This window comes from Citrobacter sp. Cpo074 (assembly GCF_030332745.1).
Classification (GTDB): Bacteria; Pseudomonadota; Gammaproteobacteria; order Enterobacterales; family Enterobacteriaceae; genus Citrobacter; species Citrobacter portucalensis.
On the sequence record NZ_JAOWHG010000038.1, the window covers coordinates 181053 to 207427 of the forward strand.

The 26375-nt window shown below is 51.2% G+C and carries 24 protein-coding genes; 13 read left to right on the forward strand and 11 right to left on the reverse strand.

All coding sequences use genetic code 11. The features are described 5' to 3' along the window. Positions 1 to 9: 9 nt before the first annotated feature. Positions 10 to 468, reverse strand: coding sequence for a formate hydrogenlyase regulator HycA (hycA, locus tag OGX83_RS22610; protein WP_008785633.1), 459 nt, complete (start codon positions 466 to 468; stop codon positions 10 to 12). A 198-nt stretch (positions 469 to 666) separates the two neighbouring features. On the opposite strand from hycA, the gene hypA reads away from it, so the two are divergent. From hypA to OGX83_RS22645, 7 genes are all read left to right on the forward strand, one after another. Next, positions 667 to 1038: a hydrogenase maturation nickel metallochaperone HypA gene (gene hypA, locus OGX83_RS22615; protein WP_008785634.1), complete on the forward strand. Its 372-nt coding sequence runs from the start codon at positions 667 to 669 to the stop codon at positions 1036 to 1038. 103 nt (positions 1039 to 1141) lie between these two features. Continuing rightward, positions 1142 to 2014 (forward strand): hydrogenase nickel incorporation protein HypB, encoded by an 873-nt coding sequence (hypB, locus tag OGX83_RS22620; protein ID WP_003037409.1) that lies wholly within the window; start codon positions 1142 to 1144, stop codon positions 2012 to 2014. Further along, positions 2005 to 2277: a hydrogenase 3 maturation protein HypC gene (gene hypC / locus OGX83_RS22625; protein WP_003037411.1), complete on the forward strand. Its 273-nt coding sequence runs from the start codon at positions 2005 to 2007 to the stop codon at positions 2275 to 2277. The genes hypB and hypC overlap by 10 nt, the downstream gene beginning before the upstream one ends. Continuing rightward, positions 2278 to 3399, forward strand: coding sequence for a hydrogenase formation protein HypD (gene hypD / locus OGX83_RS22630; RefSeq protein ID WP_003825899.1), 1122 nt, complete (start codon positions 2278 to 2280; stop codon positions 3397 to 3399). It abuts the gene before it with no gap. Next, a complete protein-coding gene (gene hypE / locus OGX83_RS22635) occupies positions 3396 to 4406 on the forward strand; it encodes a hydrogenase maturation carbamoyl dehydratase HypE (RefSeq protein ID WP_032944749.1) in 1011 nt (336 codons plus the stop codon). The genes hypD and hypE overlap by 4 nt, the downstream gene beginning before the upstream one ends. A 218-nt stretch (positions 4407 to 4624) precedes the next feature. After that, positions 4625 to 6703, forward strand: a complete 2079-nt coding sequence (flhA, locus tag OGX83_RS22640; protein ID WP_032944751.1) for a formate hydrogenlyase transcriptional activator FlhA — start codon at positions 4625 to 4627, stop codon at positions 6701 to 6703. Positions 6704 to 6747: 44 nt separating this feature from the next. After that, on the forward strand, positions 6748 to 7176 hold the full coding sequence (locus tag OGX83_RS22645; RefSeq protein ID WP_003825890.1) for a TOBE domain-containing protein: 429 nt from the start codon (positions 6748 to 6750) through the stop codon (positions 7174 to 7176). A gap of 122 nt (positions 7177 to 7298) precedes the next feature. On the opposite strand, the gene OGX83_RS22650 is transcribed toward OGX83_RS22645, so the two are convergent. Then, positions 7299 to 7643: a nitrous oxide-stimulated promoter family protein gene (locus OGX83_RS22650; RefSeq protein WP_048236638.1), complete on the reverse strand. Its 345-nt coding sequence runs from the start codon at positions 7641 to 7643 to the stop codon at positions 7299 to 7301. Between the two features lie 187 nt (positions 7644 to 7830). Between OGX83_RS22650 and OGX83_RS22655 the strand changes: the two genes are divergently transcribed. The 6 genes from OGX83_RS22655 (at position 7831) to OGX83_RS22680 (ending at position 13871) form a co-directional block, all read left to right on the forward strand. Continuing rightward, positions 7831 to 8748 (forward strand): metal ABC transporter substrate-binding protein, encoded by a 918-nt coding sequence (locus OGX83_RS22655; RefSeq protein ID WP_057068101.1) that lies wholly within the window; start codon positions 7831 to 7833, stop codon positions 8746 to 8748. Next, positions 8745 to 9560, forward strand: a complete 816-nt coding sequence (gene sitB / locus OGX83_RS22660; protein ID WP_003825870.1) for an iron/manganese ABC transporter ATP-binding protein SitB — start codon at positions 8745 to 8747, stop codon at positions 9558 to 9560. The genes OGX83_RS22655 and sitB overlap by 4 nt, the downstream gene beginning before the upstream one ends. Positions 9561 to 9562: 2 nt before the next feature. Then, positions 9563 to 10420 (forward strand): iron/manganese ABC transporter permease subunit SitC, encoded by an 858-nt coding sequence (gene sitC / locus OGX83_RS22665; RefSeq protein WP_008785642.1) that lies wholly within the window; start codon positions 9563 to 9565, stop codon positions 10418 to 10420. Beyond that, the gene (gene sitD / locus OGX83_RS22670) at positions 10417 to 11268 is read left to right on the forward strand and encodes an iron/manganese ABC transporter permease subunit SitD (protein WP_032944764.1); all 852 of its coding nucleotides are present in this window, start codon (positions 10417 to 10419) and stop codon (positions 11266 to 11268) included. The genes sitC and sitD overlap by 4 nt, the downstream gene beginning before the upstream one ends. Before the next feature lie 163 nt (positions 11269 to 11431). After that, positions 11432 to 12154 (forward strand): cysteine hydrolase family protein, encoded by a 723-nt coding sequence (locus OGX83_RS22675; RefSeq protein ID WP_286589227.1) that lies wholly within the window; start codon positions 11432 to 11434, stop codon positions 12152 to 12154. A 94-nt stretch (positions 12155 to 12248) separates the two neighbouring features. After that, positions 12249 to 13871: a serine hydrolase gene (locus OGX83_RS22680; protein ID WP_286589229.1), complete on the forward strand. Its 1623-nt coding sequence runs from the start codon at positions 12249 to 12251 to the stop codon at positions 13869 to 13871. Positions 13872 to 13930: 59 nt separating this feature from the next. On the opposite strand, the gene OGX83_RS22685 is transcribed toward OGX83_RS22680, so the two are convergent. The 9 genes from OGX83_RS22685 to OGX83_RS22725 are packed head-to-tail and all read right to left on the reverse strand — an operon-like array spanning position 13931 to position 25849. Further along, complete coding sequence (locus tag OGX83_RS22685; RefSeq protein WP_003825861.1) at positions 13931 to 14290, reverse strand: hypothetical protein; 360 nt, start codon at positions 14288 to 14290, stop codon at positions 13931 to 13933. Continuing rightward, entirely contained in the window at positions 14274 to 14798 is a 525-nt protein-coding gene (locus OGX83_RS22690; protein WP_008785646.1) for a chemotaxis protein CheW, read from the reverse strand. Before OGX83_RS22690 ends, OGX83_RS22685 begins: the two co-directional genes overlap by 17 nt. A gap of 11 nt (positions 14799 to 14809) precedes the next feature. Next, the gene (locus tag OGX83_RS22695) at positions 14810 to 16486 is read right to left on the reverse strand and encodes a diguanylate cyclase (protein WP_008785647.1); all 1677 of its coding nucleotides are present in this window, start codon (positions 16484 to 16486) and stop codon (positions 14810 to 14812) included. Positions 16487 to 16503: 17 nt separating this feature from the next. Next, on the reverse strand, positions 16504 to 16863 hold the full coding sequence (locus OGX83_RS22700; RefSeq protein WP_008785648.1) for a response regulator: 360 nt from the start codon (positions 16861 to 16863) through the stop codon (positions 16504 to 16506). Between the two features lie 22 nt (positions 16864 to 16885). Further along, positions 16886 to 19018: a hybrid sensor histidine kinase/response regulator gene (locus OGX83_RS22705; protein WP_286589232.1), complete on the reverse strand. Its 2133-nt coding sequence runs from the start codon at positions 19016 to 19018 to the stop codon at positions 16886 to 16888. An 11-nt stretch (positions 19019 to 19029) separates the two neighbouring features. Beyond that, positions 19030 to 20442 (reverse strand): CheR family methyltransferase, encoded by a 1413-nt coding sequence (locus tag OGX83_RS22710; RefSeq protein WP_167820607.1) that lies wholly within the window; start codon positions 20440 to 20442, stop codon positions 19030 to 19032. Further along, positions 20439 to 21506, reverse strand: a complete 1068-nt coding sequence (locus tag OGX83_RS22715; protein WP_286589234.1) for a chemotaxis protein CheB — start codon at positions 21504 to 21506, stop codon at positions 20439 to 20441. The genes OGX83_RS22710 and OGX83_RS22715 overlap by 4 nt, the downstream gene beginning before the upstream one ends. Continuing rightward, positions 21503 to 23593, reverse strand: coding sequence for a methyl-accepting chemotaxis protein (locus OGX83_RS22720; protein WP_286589238.1), 2091 nt, complete (start codon positions 23591 to 23593; stop codon positions 21503 to 21505). Before OGX83_RS22720 ends, OGX83_RS22715 begins: the two co-directional genes overlap by 4 nt. A 45-nt stretch (positions 23594 to 23638) precedes the next feature. Beyond that, on the reverse strand, positions 23639 to 25849 hold the full coding sequence (locus OGX83_RS22725) for a sensor domain-containing phosphodiesterase (protein ID WP_008785653.1): 2211 nt from the start codon (positions 25847 to 25849) through the stop codon (positions 23639 to 23641). Between the last annotated feature and the right edge of the window lie 526 nt (positions 25850 to 26375).

Below are 26375 nucleotides of genomic sequence, written 5' to 3' on the forward strand. Positions count from 1 at the left end.
ACCCGAGGCTTAAGCCGGGCTATGTCCCTCAACCAGCTGGCTTAAATTCACCGGCATATTGTTCTCAACCGCGGTGTACAGGCTGTCGTAGACGGTGGCGATTTTTTCGAGATAGTGCTCCAGCACCTGCTCGCGATCGCGGTTGCTAATACGCTCATCGACCTTACCGTCGATAGTCAATTCTGCCTGTGCAATCAGCTGCTTATCATCACCGTCTTTCGTTTCGACGTAGTATTCGATGGTATGGCTGTTAAAGCCGTCCGCCAGCGTGACGTAGATAGTGAAGTGTTCAAAAAGGACGAAGCAGAGATCCTTGTCCGGTGCGCAGCTCATCGCATGATGCAAACGCGCTTTTGACAGGGTGATCCCCTGAACCAGCGAGTTGCAGTAAATACGCCACTGGTCCTGTAGGCGACGATGCCGTTCAGCGATGTAATCGGCTTTTTCGCTTATTTCCCAAATAGTCATGTCAGGTTACCCGTTTAGCAGAGATGAACAGCCTTAAGCACATTTCATGCCAAAATTAAATTACTTAATTTTCATATAGATAAAAAATCAAAGGCGGGTGACGACATGTCATTTCGTCATCGTCGTCATTGTCACGAATGAAAAAAATCAACCTGGCATGCTTATTGCTTTTAATACGGCAACTTCACAGGAGGCGGTATGCACGAAATAACCCTCTGCCAACGGGCACTGGAATTGATTGAACAACAGGCCACGCAACACGGTGCTAAGCGAGTAACTGGGGTCTGGCTCAAAATTGGCGCATTTTCTTGCGTAGAAACCAGCGCTCTCTCCTTTTGTTTTGATCTGGTATGCCGCGGGACCCTTGCAGAAGGTTGTAAACTCCACCTCGAAGAACAAGAAGCCGAATGTTGGTGCGAATCTTGTCAGCAATACGTCACGTTACTGACGCAACGCGTGCGCCGATGCCCGCAATGCAACAGCGATATGCTGAGAATTGTGGCCGATGACGGCTTACAGATTCGACGTATTGAAATAGATGAAACTCCAGCGCCGGATGGCGACGCTTAAGCGTCTTATCCAGCCTACAGAAACAGCTCGTTTGTAGGCCGGATAAGGCAACGCAGCCATCCGGCAACAGATGTATCGCAAGTAAAAAGATCAGGAGTGAGCGATGTGTACGACATGTGGTTGCGCTGAAGGCAACCTATATATAGAGGGTGATGAGCATAATCCCCACTCGGCGTTTCGCAGCGCGCCATTTGCCCCGGCGGCTCGTCCGGCGCTGAATATTACCGGTGTGAAGACCTCAAATTTCACACCGAGCCAGACCGAAGAAGGCGATTTGCACTACGGTCACGGTGAGGCCGGAACCCACGCACCAGGTATGAGCCAACGCCGTATGCTGGAAGTGGAAATTGACGTACTGGACAAAAACAACCGCCTCGCCGAGCGCAACCGTGCCCGCTTTGCGGCCCGTCAGCATCTGGTGCTGAACCTTGTTTCAAGCCCGGGCTCTGGTAAAACTACCCTGCTGACCGAAACGCTGATGAAGTTGAAAGATAGCGTGCCGTGCGCCGTTATTGAAGGTGACCAGCAGACGGTGAACGATGCCGCCCGTATTCGCGCCACAGGCACACCCGCCATTCAGGTCAACACCGGTAAAGGTTGCCACCTCGACGCACAAATGATTGCTGACGCCGCGCCGCGTTTGCCGCTTGACGATAACGGTATTCTGTTCATTGAAAACGTCGGCAACCTGGTCTGCCCGGCCAGCTTCGACCTCGGCGAGCGCCATAAAGTGGCCGTGCTTTCAGTAACCGAAGGTGAAGACAAACCGCTGAAATACCCGCATATGTTTGCCGCCGCATCGCTGATGCTGCTCAACAAAGTGGATCTACTGCCGTACCTCAATTTTGACGTTGAAAAATGCATTGCCAGCGCCCGGGAAGTGAACCCGGGGATTGAGATTATCCTAATTTCCGCCACCAGTGGAGAAGGGATGGATCAATGGCTCTCCTGGCTGGAGACGCAGCGATGTGCATAGGTGTTCCGGGTCAAATCCGCACCATTGATGGCAACCAGGCCAAAGTCGACGTCTGCGGTATTCAGCGCGACGTCGACCTGACGCTGGTCGGTAGCTGTGATGAACATGGCCAACCGCGTCTCGGCCAGTGGGTACTGGTCCACGTCGGTTTTGCCATGAGCATCATTAATGAAGCTGAAGCGCGCGATACGCTCGACGCGCTGCAAAACATGTTTGACGTTGAGCCGGATGTCGGCGCGTTGCTGTACGGCGAGGAAAAATAAATGCGTTTTGTTGACGAATACCGCGCACCAGAACAGGTGATGCAGTTGATAGAGCACCTGTGTGAACGTGCCGCCCACCTCTCCTACACGGCTGAACGCCCGCTGCGGATCATGGAAGTTTGTGGTGGTCATACCCACGCTATCTTCAAATTCGGGCTCGACCAGTTGCTACCGGAAAACGTGGAGTTTATTCATGGTCCGGGTTGCCCGGTTTGCGTTCTGCCGATGGGCAGAATCGACAGCTGTGTAGAAATCGCCAGCCATCCAGAAGTGATTTTCTGCACCTTTGGCGACGCTATGCGCGTCCCGGGTAAGCAAGGCTCCCTGCTGCAAGCCAAGGCGCGCGGTGCGGATATCCGTATTGTCTATTCACCGATGGATGCACTGAAGCTGGCGCAGGAAAACCCAACGCGTAAAGTGGTGTTCTTTGGCCTGGGTTTTGAAACCACAATGCCAACGACTGCTATCACCCTGCAACAGGCAAAGCAGCGTGACGTGCAGAACTTTTACTTTTTCTGCCAGCACATCACGCTTATCCCTACGCTGCGCAGTCTGCTGGAACAGCCAGACAACGGTATCGACGCCTTTTTAGCACCGGGCCACGTCAGCATGGTAATTGGCACCGACGCCTATAATTTCATTGCTTCAGATTTCCATCGCCCCCTGGTGGTCGCCGGTTTCGAACCGCTTGATCTCCTGCAAGGCGTAGTGATGTTAATTGAGCAGAAAATTGCAGCCCAAAGCCAGGTAGAAAACCAGTACCGCCGCGTGGTACCGGATGCCGGTAACGCGTTAGCGCAACAGGCCATTGCCGAGGTGTTCTGCGTCAATGGTGACAGCGAATGGCGCGGTCTGGGCGTTATCGAATCCTCTGGCGTTCACCTGACGCCGGACTATCAGCGCTTTGATGCCGAAGCACATTTCCAGCCAGCGCCGCAGCAGGTGTATGACGATCCGCGCGCGCGTTGTGGGGAAGTGCTGACGGGCAGATGTAAACCACATCAGTGCCCGTTATTTGGCAAAACGTGTAACCCGGAGACCGCGTTTGGCGCCCTGATGGTCTCCTCAGAAGGCGCATGTGCCGCCTGGTATCAGTATCGTCAGCAGGAGTGTGAAGCATGAGCAGCGTACAACTCGCCCACGGTAGCGGCGGTCAGGCTATGCAGCAGTTGATCAACAGTCTGTTTATGGAGGCTTTTGCGAATCCGTGGCTGGCGGAACAAGAAGATCAAGCGCGTCTGGAACTGGCACAACTGGTGGCAGAAGGCGATCGTCTGGCGTTTTCAACTGACAGCTACGTTATCGATCCGTTGTTCTTCCCCGGCGGCAATATCGGCAAGCTGGCCATCTGCGGTACGGCTAACGACGTAGCGGTCAGCGGGGCTATTCCACGCTACCTCTCCTGCGGTTTTATCCTCGAAGAGGGTCTGCCGATGGAGACACTGAAAACCGTTGTTAACAGCATGGCAGCAACCGCGCGCGAAGCAGGCATCGCCATCGTGACTGGCGATACCAAAGTCGTGCAGCGTGGTGCAGCAGACAAGCTGTTCATTAACACTGCCGGAATGGGGGCAATTCCCGCCAACATTCACTGGGGTGCACAGACTCTCAGCGTGGGTGATGTGCTGCTGGTCAGTGGCTCTCTTGGCGATCACGGGGCAACTATCCTTAACCTACGCGAGCAATTGGGTCTGGATGGCGAACTGGTCAGCGACTGCGCGGTGTTAACACCTCTTATCCAGACGCTGCGTGATATTCCTGGCGTGAAGGCGCTTCGTGACGCCACCCGTGGCGGCGTGAATGCGGTCACGCATGAATTTGCCGCTGCATGCGGATTTGGTATTGAGCTGTCGGAAGCTGCTCTGCCCGTGAAGCCCGCGGTGCGTGGCGTTTGCGAGCTGCTGGGTCTGGATGCCCTCAACTTTGCTAACGAAGGCAAACTGGTGATTGCCGTTGAACGCCAGGCCGCTGAAACCGTACTTGCCGCGCTGCGCGCGCATCCTTTAGGGTGCGATGCTGCAATGATTGGTGAAGTGGTTGAACGCAAAGGTGTTCGTCTTGCCGGACTCTACGGCGTGAAACGAACCCTCGATTTACCACACGCCGAACCATTACCTCGTATATGCTAGCAGCCGGTTGGCAGCATGCTGTAGGCCGGATAAGACGCATTAGCGTCACTATCCGGCATTAACGCTGCATAACGCCTGATGGCGCTTTGCTTATCAGGCCTACGGATTGCGTGACCAGCGAGTTTGCGGTCAGCCATCCGGCAATAATTTACGACTTATACCTATAATTCATTTACCGTTTTCGCACCGTTCTGCGGTGCTTTCCCTGGAAAAGCAATATGTCGTATACACCGATGAGTGACCTCGGACAGCAAGGCCTGTTCGATATTACTCGTACATTATTACAGCAGCCCGATCTCCCGTCTCTTAGCGAGGCACTTTCGCAGCTGGTCAAGCGTTCAGCGCTGGCCGACTGCGCGGCTATTGTCTTATGGCAGGCACAAACGCAACGTGCGCGTTATTTTGCAACGCGTGAAAATGGTAAACCCATCGATTATGAAGACGAAACGGTGCTGGCACATGGTCCGGTACGCCGTATTTTGTCTCGCCCTGATGCGTTGCACTGCAACTATCATGAGTTTACGGAAACATGGCCACAATTGGCTTCAGGTGGACTGTATTCTGAATTTGGCCACTACTGCCTGCTGCCACTGGCGGCAGATGGGCGCATCTTTGGCGGTTGCGAATTCATCCGTAACGAAGACCGTCCGTGGAGTGAAAAAGAATATAACCGTCTACAGACCTTCACTCAGATAGTCGGCGTCGTTGCTGAACAAATTCAAAGCAGAGTCAGCAACAACGTCGATTACGATCTGCTGTGTCGTGAGCGTGACAACTTTCGCATCCTGGTCGCCATCACCAATGCCGTGCTCTCCCGACTGGATATTGATGAGCTGGTCAGCGAAGTCGCCAAAGAGATCCACCACTACTTCGACATCGATGCCATCAGCATCGTGTTACGCAGCGATCGCAAAAATAAACTCAGTATCTATTCCACTCACTATCTGGATGAACATCATCCGGCACACGAACAGAGTGAAGTGGACGAAGCGGGCACGCTCTCTGAACGGGTCTTCAAAAGCAAAGAGATGCTGCTGATCAACCTGAGCGAACGTGACATCCTTGCCCCTTACGAACGGATGCTGTTCGAAACCTGGGGCAACCAGCTACAAACCCTGTGTCTGCTACCGCTGATGTCCGGCAATACTATGCTCGGCGTACTCAAGCTGGCACAGTGCGAAGAGAAAGTTTTCACTACCGCCAACCTCAAGCTATTGCGCCAGATTGCCGAGCGTGTGGCAATTGCCGTGGATAACGCGCTAGCCTACCAGGAAATTCACCGCCTGAAGGAACGTCTGGTCGATGAAAACCTGGCGTTGACTGAACAACTCAACAACGTAGAGAGTGAGTTCGGCGAAATCATTGGTCGCAGCGAAGCTATGTACAGCGTACTCAAGCAGGTCGAAATGGTGGCGCAAAGCGACAGCACCGTCTTGATTCTGGGTGAGACCGGAACGGGTAAAGAGCTGATCGCACGAGCCATTCACAACCTGAGCGGACGTAACGCCCGCCGGATGGTGAAGATGAACTGCGCGGCAATGCCTGCCGGATTGCTGGAGAGCGATCTGTTTGGTCATGAGCGCGGCGCGTTTACCGGGGCCAGCACGCAACGTATTGGGCGTTTCGAACTGGCGGACAAAAGTTCGCTGTTCCTCGATGAAGTTGGCGATATGCCGCTGGAGCTTCAGCCTAAGCTACTGCGGGTTCTGCAAGAGCAGGAATTTGAACGTCTGGGCAGTAATAAGCTGATCCAGACCGATGTCCGTTTGATCGCCGCCACCAACCGCGATCTGAAGAAGATGGTTGCCGATCGCGAATTTCGTAACGATCTGTATTACCGACTGAACGTCTTCCCGATCCATCTGCCGCCGCTGCGTGAGCGCCCGGAAGATATTCCGCTGCTGGTAAAAGCCTTCACCTTTAAAATTGCTCGTCGGATGGGACGCAATATCGACAGTATTCCCGCCGAGGCTCTGCGCACACTGAGCTGTATGGAATGGCCGGGTAACGTGCGTGAGCTGGAAAACGTGGTAGAACGAGCGGTTCTGCTTACCCGGGGCAACGTACTGCAACTATCCCTTCCGGATATTGCCCCTTTGACGCCGTCTACGCCTCCGGTGGCAACCGAAGTCGCGCAGGACGGTGAAGATGAATACCAGTTGATTATGCGCGTACTGAAAGAAACCAACGGGGTGGTTGCCGGTCCCAAAGGCGCGGCACAAAGGCTGGGGCTGAAACGTACAACGTTACTCTCACGCATGAAGAGATTAGGCATTGATAAGGATGCACTGGTTTAGCCAGTGTGGCTATACTGGGTGATATCTCAACGAAAGGAGGCAGTATGGCGGTATCAGCACGTAATCAATTAACCGGTACGGTGAGCGCAGTCGCTACGGGCGCAGTGAATGATGAAGTTGAACTGACGCTGGCTGGCGGCGCAAAACTGGTCGCGATTGTAACCCATAGCAGCCAGCAGGCGCTGGGTCTGGCGAAAGGGAAAGAAGCAATTGCCCTGATTAAAGCGCCATGGGTGACGCTGGCAACTGAAGACTGTGGTCTGAAGTTCTCTGCCCGCAACCAGTTTGCTGGCAGTGTTTCCCAGGTCACAGAAGGCGCAGTCAACGCCACGGTACATATCAAAACTGACGCAGGCTTCGAGATTGTTGCCGTCGTCACCAACGAAAGTCAGCAAGAGATGAAACTGAGTCAGGGAAGCCGTGTTGTTGCGCTGATCAAAGCCTCAGCTATTCTGATTGCCACCAAAGCGTAGTCGCCATTCATCACCACATGGCTAAGTTGCCCGATGGCGCAATGCGCATCGGGCCTACGCGACAGATGCACTTATTCTCGTAGGCCAGATAAGGCGCAGCCGCCATCCGGCGCACAGCGACCTTATTTTTTCCGCTGGTACTTCTCGGGTAACTCCGGCACTGGACGTTTGTCATCAATCAGGTGACGTACGGTCAGAATCGGGTGACGCCAGAGCATTCTCGGCCCAGCCCAACGCATAATTTGCTTCATCTCTTCGCGTTTAGCAGGTTGATAACAGTGCACAGGACACTGTTTACAGGCCGGTTTTTCCTCACCAAATACGCACTTGTCGAGGCGCTTTTGCGCATAGGCAAATAACGCATCGTAATGCCCCGGCTCGCCTGAAGCCTGCGGGCACTGGCTCTCGTAGAGCGAAATCATTCTCTGGATCGTCATTTTTTCACGTGCAATGCGTTTGCCGGACATGATGCCTCCACAATTAAGTTGCATAAATAATACACCTTAACTAAGCACAGAACTATTACCTGAAGGTGATACATCCTTAGCACCCTACGCAAATAAGAATTATTTTCATTTGTTTATGCCATGTGCTATATAACATAGCAAAGGCTATATTCGATGATAAATTAACCACTTTGTTGCGAGGGATACTATGCCGCATCTGCCCCATCTGAAGTCATTTCTCCTTGCCAGCGTGTTAACAGCGCTGACGCTGTCACCTGCCTGGGCGAAAGAAAAATTCAAAGTGGTAACCACCTTTACGGTGATTGCCGATATGGCAAGCAATGTAGCAGGTGACGCGGCGGACGTTAGTTCTATCACCAAACCGGGTGCTGAAATTCACGAATATCAACCAACCCCAGGCGATATTAAACGGGCGCAAGGTGCACAGCTTATTCTCTCCAACGGTCTAAACCTCGAACTATGGTTTGCCCGCTTCTACCAAAATTTGTCCGGCGTACCTGAAGTGATGGTCTCAAACGGCGTGCAGCCAATGGGCATCAGCGAAGGGCCGTACAACGGTAAACCAAACCCGCATGCCTGGATGTCAGCAGAGAACGCGCTGATCTACGTGGATAACATTCGCGATGCGCTGATCAAATATGATCCGGACAATGCCGCAACCTACCAGAATAATGCGCAGAATTATAAAGCGAAAATCCAGCAGACCCTGGCGCCACTGCATACAGAACTGGCAAAGCTCCCTGCTGATAAACGCTGGCTGGTCACCAGCGAAGGCGCATTCTCTTATTTAGCTCGTGATAACAATCTCAAGGAGCTGTATCTGTGGCCGATCAATGCCGATCAGCAGGGTACGCCCAAGCAGGTACGCAAGGTTATCGATGCCATCAGAGAGCATCATATCCCGACGGTATTTAGCGAAAGCACTGTGTCCGACAAACCAGCGCGTCAGGTTGCCCGTGAGTCTGGCGCGCATTACGGCGGCGTGCTGTATGTCGATTCGCTCAGTGCAGCCGACGGTCCGGTACCGACCTATCTGGATTTACTGCGCGTCACCACGCAAACCATTGTTAACGGCATCAACAAGGGTCTGGAGAGCCAACCATGAGTCACTCTGCGATTACCGTAAATCAGGTTACGGTGACGTATCGCAACGGTCATACCGCATTGCGGGACGCCACTTTTCAGGTTCCGGGCGGCTCAATTGCCGCTCTGGTCGGCGTAAACGGTTCGGGAAAATCAACGCTTTTTAAAGCGCTGATGGGTTTTGTCCGCCTGGCGCAGGGGGAAATCTCAATTCTGCAACAGCCGGTAAATAAGGCGCTCAAACAGAATCTGATCGCCTATGTCCCCCAGTCAGAAGAGGTGGACTGGTCATTTCCGGTACTGGTGGAAGATGTGGTGATGATGGGACGCTTTGGCCATATGGGCTGGCTGCGTCGACCAAAACAAATTGACCACGCCTGCGTAGATGCGGCGCTGGCGCGAGTTGATATGCTGGATTATCGCCATCGTCAGATAGGTGAACTGTCCGGTGGGCAGAAAAAGCGTGTTTTTCTGGCAAGGGCCATCGCACAGGACGGACAGGTTATTTTACTGGATGAACCCTTTACCGGCGTGGATGTAAAAACCGAGGCCCGGATCATCGACCTGCTGCGTGAACTGCGTGATGAGGGTCGAACCATGCTGGTCTCTACCCATAATTTGGGATCCGTCACCGAGTTTTGTGATTACACGGTGATGATTAAGGGCACGGTGCTGGCAAGTGGACCCACCGAAACCACCTTTACCCCCGAGAATCTTGAACTGGCATTCAGCGGCGTACTGCGTCACGTTGCGCTGAGCGGCGGTGAACAGCACGTGATTACCGATGATGAACGCCCGTTTATTTCGCGACGCACGGCAAACGAGGGGGAATAACCATGAACTGGCTAACGGAGCCGTTTGGCTACCAGTACATGCTCAACGCCATGTGGGTCTCGGCAATGGTCGGCGGCCTGTGTGCGTTTCTCTCCTGCTATCTGATGCTCAAAGGCTGGTCGCTGATTGGCGATGCGCTGTCGCACTCTATCGTGCCGGGCGTGGCAGGCGCTTATATGTTAGGGCTTCCCTTCGCGCTTGGCGCATTCCTTTCCGGCGGACTGGCGGCGGGCAGTATGCTGTTTCTTAATCAACGTTCGCGCCTGAAGGAAGATGCGATTATCGGACTGATTTTTTCGTCTTTTTTCGGTATCGGGCTGTTTATGGTGTCGCTCAATCCGATGTCGGTGAACATTCAGACCATCATTCTCGGCAACGTGCTGGCGATTGCGCCAGAAGATATTCTGCAACTGGCCATCATCGGGGTTATTTCGCTAACCATCCTGTTTTTGAAGTGGAAAGATCTGATGGTGGTTTTTTTTGATGAAAACCACGCGCGCTCTATCGGTCTGAATCCGGGCCGGTTGAAGCTGTTATTTTTTACGCTGCTCTCCGTTTCCACGGTCGCCGCGCTGCAAACCGTCGGCGCATTTCTGGTGATTTGCCTGGTGGTTACGCCCGGTGCAACGGCCTGGCTGCTGACCGATCGTTTTCCACGCCTGCTCACTATCGCCGTAGCTATTGGCAGCCTGACCAGCTTTTTCGGCGCCTGGCTGAGCTACTGGCTGGACGGTGCAACCGGCGGAATTATTGTCGTTCTGCAAACGCTGCTGTTCCTGCTGGCATTTGTCTTCGCACCAAAACACGGTCTGCTGGCGAATCGCCGCCGCGCCCGTCTGGTGAACAAGGAGTCAGTATGATCTTAACAACGCTGCTGGAACCCTTTCAGTTTGGTTTTATGGTCAATGCGCTGGTCATCTCCACCATTGTCGCCGTGCCCTGCGCGCTGCTGTCTGTATTTTTAGTACTCAAAGGCTGGGCGCTGATGGGCGATGCAATGAGCCACGCGGTTTTCCCGGGAATTGTACTGGCGTGGATTGCGGGCATCCCACTGGCAATTGGCGCATTTATCGCCGGGCTGTTCTGTGCGGTGGCGACGGGTTATCTCGACGATAACAGCCGCATCAAACGCGATACCCTGATGGGAATCGTCTTTTCCGGCATGTTTGGCGCAGGGCTGGTGCTGTACGTCTCTATCCAGTCAGAGGTCCATCTCGATCATATTCTGTTCGGCGACATGCTGGGCGTATCGTTCAGCGACATCATACAAACCGCGGTTATTACGCTTGGGATAGCGCTTATTATTGGGCTTAAGTGGAAAGATCTGCTGCTGCATGCGTTCGACCCGCATCAGGCAAAGGCCAGTGGGCTTAACACTGCACTGCTACATTACGGCCTGCTGTGCATGATCGCCCTGACGATTGTCGCCACGCTAAAATCAGTAGGGATTATTTTGTCGATCTCCTTACTGATTGCGCCTGGCGCCATTGCGATTTTAATGACGCGGAAATTTTCCCACGCCTTGTGGCTGGCGGTGATTATGTCGGTCGTTACCTCGTTTATGGGCGTGTACCTGTCTTTTTTCATCGACAGTGCACCGGCCCCCACCATCGTCGTACTATTTTCACTACTGTTTGTGATGACCTTTATTTATTCCACCCTGCGCGATCGTCGTTTAGAACGGCGACGCCAGCAATACGACCTCTAACGGAGTGGGCAGTGATATGCCCACTATCGTAATTAGAATACGTAATGACAATATTCCCAGCGTCCTGAACAAATGCCCCGTTCTGAAACCATGCCATATTTACCAGCGCTATTTAATAATCAGATAGTCACTATCACATTAGATAAAAATACAGGTAAATTTTATGAGCAAGATGAGCATGTCAGAAATCTATTCTGAACCAGAGGCCTATGGCTTACCACGCAAAGGTATAACACTTAATAATAAGGAAGCTGCGTTGGTGGTAGTCGATCCACAGATCGATTTTTTAAGTCCTCAGGGTATTGGCTGGGAGGTTTTTAAAGACAGCATTATTGAAAATAATACTGTAGAAAATCTCGAGACGTTGTTCAAAATGGCAAGAGAAGCACAAATGCCTGTTTTTATTTCTCCACATTATTACTTTCCGCACGACCATAAATGGCAATCTACCGCACCGGGAGAAACATTTATGCACGGCACTGGAATGTTCAATCGTAAAGGTCCACTGACGATGGAGAATTTTGAAAATTCCGGCGCAGACTTTTTACCGCAGTTTAAGCCATATATTTATGATGGCGAAACGGTCATTGCCTCACCGCATAAGATTTTCGGACCAGAAACCAACGACCTGGTACTGCAATTAAGAAAACGCGGTGTCTCACAGGTCATTCTCGCCGGTATGGCTGCCAATCTGTGTATTGAATCCCATATGCGTGAATTGATTGAGCAAGGTTTTGAAGTTGTCGTCGTTAAAGATGCGACAGCGGGTCCGCGCATTCCGGAAGGTGACGGTTATCTCGCCGCTCTAACCAACTACCGCATCATTGCCAATGATTTATGGGACACCGACACCACGGTTGAAAAGGTAAAGGCAACAGCTAAGTAATAGCTATGAGTACGGTTACCGAGGGTAATTGTATGTACAACATCGCTCATCCATTAGCCATCAAAATAAATTTCATTAAGCGCGGAGCTTTTCCATGAATCTTAAGTTAAAGGTTATTTCGGCATGTATTTTACTTTCCATGTCTGTTTCAGCTACTCAGGTATTGGCCGCTGCCAGTACAAATGAGACAACTTACTTAGTTAACCGTGGTGATCCACAATTAAAGGTCAACGGCAAATATATCGATCAGATCATTGCCGAGGTAATGGCGAAAAATAATCTGCCGGGTTTATCCATGGCGATTGTTCAGGCGCCTTATATTCCGCGCTCAGCGGGATACGGTCTGGCAACGGCAGCCAATGATGAGCTTGCTTCCACCAAAACCATGTGGGGAATTGGCCCTATCACGCAAGCTTTTACTGCAGTCGCAGTAATGCAACTGGTAGAGCAAGGTAAATTGGCTCTTAATACTCCTGTGAGTGTTTATTTGCCTGGCCTGCCGGAAAGCTGGCATAACATTACGATTCTGGAATTAATGCAGCACTCATCCGGGATCCCTGATTTCAGATCTTTCGGCTATAAACAAGAGCAAAAATATACACCTGCGCAGCTGGTTGATCTTGTTAAAGATAAACCGCTCGAATTTAAAAATGGCACGGACATCAACTCCAGCGCAACTGACTTTATCCTGTTAGGTATGGCTATCGAGAAAGTCAGCGGAATGAGTTACGTAGACTTCGTCAACAAATACCAAATTGCGCCGTTAGGTCTGCAAAGCACCATGTTCGCAAAAGACATGCCAACGAAAGCATTCCTTGATCGCCCGACGCCTGACAAGCAACACAATCAGCATTCGAAATTTAAGTCAGAAATTGACTGGATCAACCCTGTTGAGCCTGCAACAGGTTACGTCGCAGCGGGTGACAAACTGGCGCCTGTTAGCGCGATCGCCACTGATAATCTGTTCGCCTACGGTGGTCTGTGGTCATCAGCGGAAGACATCAGTAAGTGGGATATCGGTCTTGCCGGCAGCACGCTAGTTAAAGACAAAAAGCTGCGCGACATTATCTATAGCCCGGCAAAACTGAAAAATGGCAAAGTCGTGCCTGCCATGGCCGGCTGGGAATTTACCCGCCACCCTGGTTTTCTGGAAATCAAAGGAACCACAGGTGGCTTTAGTGCCTATCTGAGCCGCTTTACCGCCGGTGATGAACTGGTTTGCGTGACAATGCTGACCAACAAAGAAGGCGTAGACATGACTCAGGTGGCTCGTGATATCGCTGAAGCCTATAAAATCGGGCTGGGTTCTGGGTTAAATTCAGAGAAGATCAAAAACCAGGAAAGTAAATTCTCTGTCGATGAGACGGTCTCCCGACTGAAAGCCATTCTGAAAAGCGAAGGCGTTCCGGTATTCACTGAAATTGATCACGAGAAAAATGCCGAGGGCGCGGGAATGAACCTCAGGCCAACGAAAGTCCTGGTATTTGGTAACCCTAAAGTCGGCACAAAACTGATGCAGGATAAACAGGGGGTCGCGCTGGATCTGCCGTTACGTGTCTCCGTATGGCAGGATAAGATCGGGCGAGTTTGGGTCGGTTATGAAAACCTGGATGACGTAGCAAAAACCTACGATCTTCAGGACAAGCAGACCATTGATAAGATTGACAACTTTATGACTAAGCTGGTCAGTCGGGCTGTTGATGCTTATATCCAGTAACGGGATTTAGCACTCCCAGCCTTCTCATGCTGCGGGACCGTTAAAGCTCCCGCAGCGTGTCAGCGCCAGCTTAATAGCGGGCTAAACGCCTCACGTCCCACCAGGGCACGAAGCGCAGGCAGATGACAGTTACGCGCCAGAAGCGGAGGTACAGCAAAAATAATGTCGCCGGAGAGCATCACATTCTCAAGTTGTCCCCATAGGTACCAGCCGGTTTCAACGCCACTGTCCGGGACGCGTAAATGCAAATGCCATCCCTCCTGCGGCTCATCAGCAATCCCCAGCCACTGGCTAAATCGGGGGATTTCAGGCACAACCTGAGTCACTAACGAACACACACCAACCTGGTTTGCCGGTATATACAACGTTAGCGCTCCCAAAGTAATACGTACCGCCGCCAGATTAGTGGGTGCCGTCATAACCGCTGGTCTCCTGATAACGCTCAAAGACCAGATTCAGATCGAGCAGCGTGTACCAGGTTTCTATCACGTTAACCACCCCCACAGCGATGCTTTGTAACGCCGGGGGCAACGAATCTCCTGGCAAATGAATCTGGCTTTCGGCGACTTCCAACACATCAATCAGTTTATCTATCAGGATCCCACTTTGCATTTTCTCGGCGCATCCAATCAAAATAGTGCGCTTACCTGCCGAATTAACGGTAGGTTTATCGATCAGGCTGTCCAGTCTCATCACCGATTCCACCCGTCCACGATAGTTGATGACCCCTTCAAGCATTGGCGCGCAGCAGGGAACCCAGGAGATCGGGCGCTCTGCAAGGATCTCTTTAATTTGCGCCCCATAGAAGGCAAAATTTTTACCCGCCAGTTGAAATAACACCAGCGTGCGCTGGGGTTCATCAACGTTTTCACACTCCGGTTTTTCACCATGGTTCAGCGCAAGAATCTGCTCCAGCTGTTGGCTCATATTGACTCCTTTTACTCGGCAATGCAGAAAGTGTTACGGCCATTTTGTTTCGCGGCATACAGCGCCTGATCGGCACGCTCACGCAGCGTTTCAATCCGATCGCCAAACTGCCACTGGGCAATACCCGCGCTGAAGGTACTGTGAAAACTGGCGTCGTTAACGGAAAATGTGACCTGCTCGTAATCCCTACGCAATCGTTCGACCACGCGCGCGGCCTTGTCACTGCTGGTGTTGGGCATAATGATGACAAACTCTTCACCACCATAACGGCCAACGATATCGGTGCTGCGTAAGCGATGGGAGAACAACTGCGAAATACCGACAATTACCTGGTCACCGACCGCATGACCGTAGGTATCGTTAATACTTTTAAAGCGATCCAGGTCCACCATCACCATACAAAACGGGTTGCCGCTGTAGTTCGACTCGGCAATCGCGCTTTTGAGAAAATGGGTGGTCGTTGAGTGGTTATATAACCCGCTCAGACTGTCCTGCGACATGCGTGCACGCAGGACGCGCATTCTTTCCGCGCGAATCGATACGGCGCGGATCAGCTCCTCAGGGTCGCTCTGTTTGAGGATAAAATCCTCCGCGCCAATGCTCATTGCTCCCAACTGCGCATGCTTATTGGTCTCACTGGAGAGATAGGCGATAGGCAGGCCAATATGCTGCGGTATTTGGCGAATCAGTTTTGTCAGTTCCTCACCGCTGAATTCCGGCATGTGGTAATCCATCAACACCAGATCGATCGGCTGCGCATTCAGTACATGCAGTAGATAGTGAGGTTTTTCCAGCACATGCACTTCCATACCCGCCATGCGCAGCATCTCTGCGTTGTATTCCGCCACCGCGGGTTCGTCATCAATCAACAATACCTGGTAAGGCTTTTTCAGCGACGGTTGAGTCAGGCGATGAAGTTCCTGGACTAAATCGGTGATAGACGCAGGCTTTACGTAGTAGCCATCACAGCCGGATTTGATGGCGTTGACGCGGGCATTGAAATCGCTATGACACGAGAGGAACAGTACAGGGAAAGGTTTGCCCACTTTTTGTTTCAAATCCGACATTGCCAGCGGTCCACCGTAGGCGTTGTCCGGAAAGCTAACATCCATAATCACCACGGCGGGCGGTTGCGACAATACGGCCTGAGTGAAATCCTGCGTGTTCGCGAACACATGGCAGGTAAAACCAAAACAGCGCAGTTGGGTCGCGAGCAGCTCAACCTGGTCAATATCATCATCACACAGGTATATAGGCTTACTGGCCCGCCGAACATATCCCTCTTCCGGGCGCTGCGCGGCGATCGGTAATGTGAACTCCGTATCGCTGATACGATGTTCAAGATTGAGCTGCTCCTGGGTCAGGGTGTACAACCACCTGATGATTCGCCGCAGCTCATCGTAATGCAATGTGCTTTGCTCTGTTTCCGGCTCTGTTAGTAAACGCTCACCTTCTGCTGAAGCATTCGCCAGCGGGCTAAAGCCAAAGGACCCTGCCGAACCGTGAATACTGTGCAGCAGGATATGTAGCTGTTTGCGGCAGGCTTCGCTAGGTTCTGCGACCAGTTGAACGAGTAATCTTTCCGCTTGTGCCAGCATGTCGGGAATTCGGCGTAGAAACCCCTGCCGTAAACGCGCTATTTTTTCCTGCGCTGCCGCCATCGCTATATGCTTATTTTCTTGTTTCATCAAACACGTAGGCTTATTCAGTTAATCGCAGATGGTTGCAGTAGCGCATTGACAGCAGCCCCCAGATTTTCCGCGAGGTTTTCATCTTTTTTCACCCAACGGTCGTACAGAGCGTCGCTGCCCGTTACTTCATTGGCACTCAGTAAAATAAAAGGCTTAGCCCAATCCTGAGCGCGTAACAGCGCCAGCAAATCCAACCCACTGATCTCTGGCATATGCAGATCGCTAATCACCAGGTCGATGTTGTTATCCGAGTCCAGGCACGCCAGGGCGGAAATCGCGCTTTCCACAATCACCACATCGTAGCCGTCCATTTGCAAAAATATGGATGCCAGTTCAGCCGCAAAAAGATCATCATCAACTAATAAAATTCGCATTTTCTCTCTCGATTTTGCGCCATCAGCACAAAAGCATTTTTAATGTTTTTATCAAACTGTCCTGCTCGAAATCGCCCTTGGCGATGTAGGCATCCGCGCCCACCTGAATCCCCCGTCGCCGGTCCTCTTCCTTCGCGCGGGACGTCACGATGATGATTGGCGTATGCTGGTAGTTTTTCTCCCCACGCAACGATTTGGTGAAGGTGAAACCATCCATAAACGGCATTTCGACATCCGTCAGTACGGCATCAAACTGGGTCAGTTTCGCTTTTTGCAGCCCCGACAGCCCGTCTTCTGCCAGAGTCACCTGATAGCCGTGCGCTTCCAGCACGTTCTTTTCTATCTCACGGGTATTCAGTGAGTCATCAACCACCAGCACATGCCAGGCATCCTGCGTTACATTCGTGGCGGGCGCTGGTGTACTGGTTTGCCGTGATTGTTGCGCCATCGCCATCAGCGCGGGAACGTGCAGGATGCTGACCAGTTGGTTATCCGGTGTTTGTACCATCCCGGAGACCAGCGACTGCTGTTGCATATGCTTCGGTAACGGTTTGATCATCATCTTGCGTTCATCGAGGAGCTTATCCACTTGCAGCGCCATTTTGCTGTACTGGTTCTGCACCACGATTAATCGCTGTCCGGGCGTTGAAAAGCTGCTCTGGCGTTCATGAATGCCCAGTAAGCTGCCTACGCAAACCACCGGGATAAACTCGTTATGCAAGATAATGGCAGGACGTCCGGCGATATCGCTGATCCCCTGTGGCGTGCATTCCACCACCTCAACCACATACTGCGCAGCCAGTCCAAAAAGGTGCCCCTGCTCTTCAAATTGCAAAATCCGCATCATGGTTAACGAAACAGGCAACCGCAGGTTAAAGCTGGTTCCGACTCCCGGACGGCTATAAACCTGCAAATCGCCTTGCAGGTCGGTCACCACCGTTTTGCGCACCACATCAAGACCAACGCCGCGACCAGAAAGCTCGGAGACTATCTTGCTGGTCGAAAAGCCGGGATGAAAAATCAGCTCATTACATTCTTGCTCGGAGAGCTGCCCGACCATTGAAGCGGGAACAAGACCTTTACTGACCGCCTTCGCGCTGATGGCCTCATAGTTCAGACCACGGCCATCATCTTCGATACGCAGTAGTATCCCGCTGCCGTCCTGCTGAGTAGTGATGGTAATCGTGCCGCGAGTGGATTTACCGAGCGCCAGACGTTCGTCGATCTCACCAATCCCGTGATCGACGGCATTACGCAGTAGATGCGTCAGCGACTCCGAAAGCCGATCAATGAGCTGGCGGTCGATTTCCACTTCTCCGCCAACAAAGCGGCACACCACCTGCTTGTTCAGTGTGGAAGCCAGTTCGCTGACCTGCAGCGAAATGGGTTCAAACAATGTTGAAAGTGGCAGCATACGGATCCGCGCCGCCACATCGTACAGTTCAAACATCTGCAAATGCTGGAGCTGAACGCTTTCTTTTAACTGGGCGCTAAAGTCGTGGATCTGCTGGCGAAGCTGTTCAGCACTCAATCCCGGTAACCGTGGTACCAGTTGACTCAGGTTTTGTATCTGCTGTTCCAGGCGATCATGTCCGGCGAGCACCTCCCCCAGAATGTCGATCAGGCCATCGAGCTTGTTCAGCTTTACCCGAACGAAATCCGCCTGCTTAATACCGGCATCCATGCTGGCTGGCGTCGCGGGCGCAGGGACTACCGGTTTTTCTGTTGCCCCGGCAGTTTCGCCAGTCAGCGTGATATCCTCTCCCCGACTGGCGCGGGCAAGGCGTTCGCATAGCCCGGCATCCGCCGGTGGCAATTGATTATCCCCTTCGCTGACAAAAAGCTGGGTAAGCTGACCAGAAAGGTACTCCACAGACTCATGGATCAGATTGCCCAGCGCCCTGTCCGGCGTCAGTTTGTTATCACGTAGTTCACTCAATACATCTTCAAGATGATGCGTGACATCGGCAATACTTTGCAGCTTCAGCATCCGCGCCCCCCCTTTCAGGGTATGCGCAGCGCGAAACATCTCACCTATCCAGGCGTCGGTATGTTCATCAGCGGAGAGGAGAAACGCCCCTTCGCTGATCGTCTGCAAATGACCTCTCCCTTCATCAATAAAGCGCAGAACGAATTTTTTCAGATCGATAGCCATAATCGCTCTTATTAGCCACTTTGGTGGGCGAATTGCGCCAGTTGATGTTCACACAAGAAACGAAACGTATTGCCAGGAAATACCATTGGCAAACGCAGACGACAAACCGAGGACGGATTGTTTATCTCGTCGTTCAGTAACTGCATCACCACACGATAAGTCCGTTGAGCAGGCTGGTATAACTCGCTTTGCCGGTACATTTCAGCCAGATAATAGTGTGCAGGCCAGTAGCCAGGTTCCTGATAAACCACCTGTTTGAACCAGGCGATGGCCTGCTGGGTCTGGTGTTGCCACATCATCGCCAGGCCGAGCAGCATTTTGGCCTCTGCCGACCACTCATCCTGGGCGAGGATCTGCTGTGCGTTTCCGGCTGTTTGAGAAAACTCACGCTGTTCGAGGGCAATAACGCCCTGGATCAAAAGCGCATCCTGATTACGGGGATCGTCACGTAATACACAGGCGATACACTTTTCAGCTTCAGAAAAACATTTTTCATCGAGGCTGGCGCGTGCTTTCTTCAGCCAGTCATTACTCTGCTGCGCAGTGGGCACGAGAGGAACCTGTTCAACTACCGCTCTCGGCTGCGGAATGCGCACCGCAACTCTGGGGACAGGCACAACCCTTGCCGCTTCACGATGGTGGCAAAAATAGAAAATCCCCTCTTCCTGCTCCAGCTTCAGAATGTCGAAATTGTTAGCCAGCGTTTCCGCATTGCCAAAAAATAAGGCTCCCTGTGGTTGCAACATCTTCAGCAAATTACCGTGCAGCTCGCGACGCGTTGGCGTATCAAAATAGATGGACACATTGCGCAGCAAAATGATGTCCACTTCCGGCAGTAACTGTTCTTTTATAATGTTGGTGCGATGGAAGGAGACCTTCTCACGGATCTCATCATGCAGTCGGTAGAGGTTTCCCGAGCGGGTAAAATAGCGTTGCTGAATACTCGGGTCGACGCCACGAAACGAGTAGCTTGAATAGCAGGCGTTGCGGGCTTTTGCCAGGATTGCCGGGTCAATATCACAGCCGTAAATTTCTATGCGCTGGGCCATCCCGCCGAGGTATTTCTCATGCAGCTTGATCGCCAACGAGTAGGCTTCCTCTCCGGAAGAGCATCCGGCACTCAGAATACGCACCGGGCCGCTGCGCTGTTGCAACAGACGCGGGATCCATTTATCGCAGATTAAATCCAGCGTATCGCTTTCACGGAAAAAATAGGTTTCGTTAATCGTAATCAGCGTGATGAAACTATCAAACTCATTCTGCGAGCTACGCAGTTGTTCATAGTATTCATAGTAATCATTGATTTTTCGCTCGGCCATTCGCCGACCCAGCGCCGTTTTCAGCAATGCTTCCATGGCGTTATCGAAGTGCAAACCGACCCGTTCTTTGATCAGGCGCGCATAGTCAGGAAGATTAGGGATCATGGCAATTTACTCTCAACATGCCCGTGGCAAGCCATCGAAAGCAGTACCGCAGCAAGGCCATCCAGAGGGATCGTGCGGTGTATTAGTTGCTTGTCGATCGCGTTCTTATTCATACCGAATACCACCGAACTTTCTTCGTCCTGCGCCAGCGTTGTACCACCACGGCGGACAATAAGCTCAATGCCGCGGCAGCCATCGCTGCCCATGCCGGTCATAATCAGTCCGACGGCTTTTTCGCGAAACACCTCAGCCACCGACTCCAGCAACAGGTTGCAACTGGGATGGTAAACATCGCTTTCCTGTCTTGGGATCGCCGCTAAACGCTGGTTGCTTTTGACGATCAGGTGCTGCTCCGGCGGCAATATATACACATACCCCGCTTCCACCCGATCGTCCTCCTGCGCCAGTCGCACCTTCAGATCGGTCACGCTATCCAGCCAATGCACCATATTTTTCGCGAAGCCATCGGCAATATGTTGGGCAATAAGTACCGGGCACGGGAACGTACCGGGCAGCTTCTGTAACAGTTTACTGAGCGCCTGCGGCCCGCCCGTCGAGCAGGCAATCGCCAGCACAAAAGGCCAGTCCTGTGGCGTTTTTACAACGTCTATCATCGGTCGTGCAGTGGGGATTACCGGTTCGCCTGGATAGCGTAATCCCTTGATATGTCGAATGACTTTCACACCGACCAATAATTCTACTTTACGATGCAAAGCATCCGTTGAGAGTGGTGAATCACTGCTATGGTGCAACACCGCCAACGCACCACGGGAAATGTAGTCATCATCCCATTGATTCTCTGGATAAAATCTCATGACAAGGATCGGGATTGCGCTGGTTGCCATGATCGTTTCCACGATCTCGACGTTATCGGCGCTCGAGACATCCAGCGTCAGAATCAGCAGGTCCGGCATCAGCTGTTGCAACAGTCGGATCGCCTGCCTGCGATGGGCTGCTTGCCCCACCACCTTAATGTGCGGGTGATCCTCCAGTTGCCTGACCAGCTCATTACGCGATGCGCTGCCCAGGTCGAGGATCAGCACCCGAATGTTGCTGCTATTCATGCATCTGTTTCCGTCAGTGTGAATGAGGACGAAGCCTCTTTCAGCGCTTTCGACAGTTGTGTCATATCCTGACTGACAACCAGAATGTCTTTGATAGATTGCGAGGTATAGTTACTGGCAACAACGATCTCACGTAGCGCCATGACCACCTGATTACTCGCCGTTTTCTGTTGCTGTGTTGATAGCGATATTTGTAGCGCCGCCGTCGAGGTTTGCTCAGCCGTAACAACGATATCGTTCAGATGTTCAGCACTGACTTTACAGGCTATTGCGCCCGCTTTAATGCTCTCGCCGCCTTTTTCCGCGTTCAGCACCAGACGATTAATCGCGTTTTGGATCTCGTTGATCTTATTTTCAATTTCAACCGTCGATTCCGTCACCGAATCCGCCAGACGGCGGATTTCAGCCGCCACCACCGAGAAACGCTTACCGGCTTCCCCGGCGCTGGCAGCTTCGAGCGCTGCGTTAAAGGCGATAAGTTTCGTCTGATCCGCGACGCTGTTAATGATCACCATCACGCGACTGATTTCCGTAGACTTATTACCAAGCATCATGATTTCACGCATATTTTGCTGATTGTCGGTATCAATATCCGTCATACGCATCAGCAATTGCGACATCGACTCGGAGCCTTTATTGCAGTCCTCGAGCGTCTGGTTGGCAATATCCACAACCGCCCGTGAGTGTTCGGCTATCTGTGTCGATGAGGCAGACAGCTCTTCCATGGTGGAGGTAATTTCAGCCACTGAAGATGAGGTTTCCACGCTGGTTGATGCCTGCCCATCGACCGCTTCGGTAATATGCAAAGATGCCTGATGTACCGAATTTGCATGAGAAACCAAACCGCCTACCAACGAGTGCAGACGCTGACGCATCATCTCCACCGCACTCAGCAGTTCGCCGATCTCATCGTTGTGATCGACCTGAACATCCACCGTTAAGTCGCCTTCGGCAATGGTTTGTGCAATCCCCAGGACACGGTTTAAGCGCCGGGAAATCAGGAAACGGCTGGCCACAGCAATCAGCAGTAAAATGATGGGCAGCAGCAGCGCGGTGAACAGCAGCAGACCGTTACGCACCAGATTGCTGCTCTTGGCGACATCATCAACATAGTTGGTGGTGGCGATTATCCAGTTAATCCCTTCAACGTATTCATAAACGGCAACTTTGGTCTTCGGCAATGCGCCATAACCGCTCACCCAGTTGTAGTAAGTGATGCCATTCTTGTGTTCGAGCATGTCGGCAAACAGCTTAAAACCATTAGCATCGGTAATATTAATTGCCTGCTGGTTGCTCAACGAGGGGTGGACCAACATACGACCAGGTTCAAATCCGGCATCCAGCACATAGGCGTAGCCATCTTTACCAATATGCACATTCAACAAACGCTGAATGATCGGTTGCAAACTCTGTTTGACGTCGAAACCCACCGCGACGGCCCCCACGACCTGACCATATTTGTCGGCAATCGGTTCGTAGTGACTAATAAACTGTTTACCGAACAGTGTGACCACACCGGAAAAGGGTTTATTTTTCAAAAGCAGCGGCAACGCAGGATTATCATGCCCTAGCGCTGTTGCTGTTGCCGTATTGCCTGAACTCGCCAGTAACGTACTGCTGACACGTACAAATTGCTCGCCTTGCAGAATAAACGTACTGGCAAATACGCTGGTTAATTCGGTGAAGTGCGCGTTGGTGTTCGGGTTGCTCAGCACCGCTTTTAATTCAGTAGAGTCCATATAACGCAGCGGTTTATTGGCAACGTTTTGATAATTATTAATATAAACATTGCTGTAATGTTCCGCATCACGAGTCACACGCTGAAACTCGTTAGAAATACTGTTGTGGAATATCCGCGTGTTGGTTTTAATCATCTCCAGCGCATTGACCTGCAATTCTCTGGAAAGATAAGACGATAATATAAAAGAGGCGCCAATCAGCAACGTTGCGATACAAACAACCAAAATCATACCGAGCTTCATCGCCACACCGGGATGGATGTTGTGCAGCCAGGACAATAGTCGAGCGCGCGGTCCCTCACTGGTGGTATTCGCCGTTCGATTTTTTACTTTAATAATGTCACTCATGATTTTTATTCTCTACCTGAGAAGAAATTACTCTTTTTTTGGTCATCAGGAGCTAGCGCCCTGTGATTCGAGCGTGAACAGCGGCGTAGGTTTGCCAATGTGATATCCCTGTAACCAGCCCACATTCATTTTTTCCAGACAGGCCTGAATAGTGGCGTTCTCGACAAATTCAGCGACCACCTGCATTTTTTTCATTTCAGCAACGCGGCAGAATGACTCAACGATGTAGTAACTAATTTCACTTTCGGTGATCCGTCGAATAAAAGAGCCATCTATTTTCAGGATATCCGCTTCGATATTCATCAAGCGCGCATGACTCGCAAACCCGGTGCCAAAGTCATCAATTGCCACCCGACATCCCAGCTGACGTATTAAACGTAGCGTTTCCACGGTTTGTTCTTTGTCTGATAACGTATCTGCTTCCGTTATTTCAAAAATAATCCGCTGTGGCTCCACCGCGTAGTCGTGCAGGAGTTGGGTGATCTTCATGACAATATTTGAACGACACACCGTCACCGGTGCCAGGTTAATAGAAAAACAATGCTGCGGGTGGTTACGCATAAATTTGAGGGTATTTTCGATAACCCAGAGATCGATATCCGGTGCCAGCCCCGCATCATGAGCAACCGGCAGGAAACTGTTCGGTGGAATAAATTCTCCCCGTTCGTTAAGCATACGGATCAATATTTCATGATACGGCGCTTCACCGTGGGTACTAACTATTGGCTGTGCCATCAGGACAAACGCATTGTTATCCAGCGCATTTTGCAGCGCAGTGCGAATTTCCGTTTTATCAACAATGTGGTTGCCAAGGATCCGGCTATGCTGCGCCTCAAGGTTTTCCGGCCTGCCGTTGGTGAGTGATAAACCCGCCACCATGCCCAGTTTCCCCACCAGCTGATAAATGTCATCACTTAGATCGTTAATTAAGCAATAGCCCAAACCACTGCGAAAACCCAACCGATGGTTGTTGTAAAAGAGACGAAAACTGTTGGCGGCCTGATACAGATCGCATAGCCGCTCCCAGGTGCCATTTTCCAGCCGAATGAGCAGATCATAACCCGCGTGGTAATAGACTTTCTCGCTTTTCACCAGATGTCTGCGCAAATGCTCAGCAAGGATCTTCTGGTAGCGGGCGCGGAAATGAAAACCATAGCGACGCGAAAAAAGCTCCAGCTCGGGGATCTGTATCAGACATACAGTCGCGCGTTCAGTGGTAAATAGCTCCGTCTTCAGCGCCCGTAAATTTGCCATGCCTGTCATCGGGTCAGTCAGCCCCAACAGCAGCGCCTGGTTAAAGCGCTGACGGGTAAATTTTGCCAGTACCCCCATGATCACAATGGTGAGTGAAAAGACAAAGATCAACGTCGAAACTAGCGCCTGATGCAGCATGAAGTTAACATCGCTGGCGATATAGCTGTCGTTATGTTTGCCTAAGATGATTAATACGATCGTCCACACCAGCATTGTGAACAAGTGGCCAATCTTGATTGCTCCCCACAACATCAACGGAAATAACAGGATCAGGCTATAGATAGAGAAAAAAACATCCAAATTATCCGGTGATGTTAAGAAGAACATCAGAAAAAACAGCAAGATGCACCAGGATATAACGCCGTAGACACCGATATTGCCTTTACACTGTTCGGCAATGGCCCGCAGAAAGGTCAGCAGGAAAGACGGTCGACGAATGATGCGGTAAATCTTGTAAAATAAAGGGATCCCCGTCAGGCAACCGTTGATGATCCCCTGAATACGTACCAGCATGCCCAGACTCAACGCCGGAATGTTATCCACATCGGGGCGTTGTCCGTGGGCGACAAACATTGCAAAGAGTTTGCTGAATACCAGATACAGCAGGACGTTGTAGCCACAAAGCCAGAGCAGACGATTAAAGCTAATTTTGATGCGACCAAAGCTAACGCAGCTGCGTCTGCCGGTGAATTTGCGGTACGCAGCATAACTTAAGGTCGACGCGATGATCAGGCACAACGCATCTACCCGTTCATTTTGCGGACCGACCACAAACATGACCGTCAGGAACAGAAGAAACCCCGGCAACACCCGAAAACCGAACAAGACCAATGCGGCAGAAAATACGGCTAGCTTGAGATCGTAAACTGTTAAAATAGTATTATTGAGAATGCTATAACCGTTAAGATATTGTGCCAGCGGGTAAAAAAGGCCAGGTAAGACAAGTGGCAGGCACCATTCCCGAATGTTTTTTATCGTGTTTGAATTTATTATTGCGTCCAAATCAATTTATCCGCTATGCACTATACCAATAGGACTTTAATCCAGACTCGAATGTCACAAACAAATCCTTTTGGGTCAGCCGATGAACCATAGCAAAATTGTCAACATTGACCGCGCACTGAGAAAATAAAATAAGGTTCTATAATGAAGAGAGCATGTTATTCATATCAAATCAGGAAATAAATACCCATTTATAGACAAAAATGGACATCCGGTGGGGATGAAATCACTAAAATGCCTGTCAAAAAAACTGCTAATTCATTGATGTTTAGTAAAAAACAAAAAATCCTTTGTCAGTTTCCCAACACCTCCAACCAGTGCGTATAAAAAATCTTCTCAAGCACCATGAATGTCAACATTAATATCCTGAAAGGGGCATTCAGAAAATGTATTTTTATGTACACTTTTGCCTATTGACGAAAAGAGCAGCGTTATCTATATTCGCATACCGTTATTTTTGTCATTACTCACCATGGTTCAATGTTAGTTATTTGTTACGTCATTAAGTTTCACATCTTTCATCTAC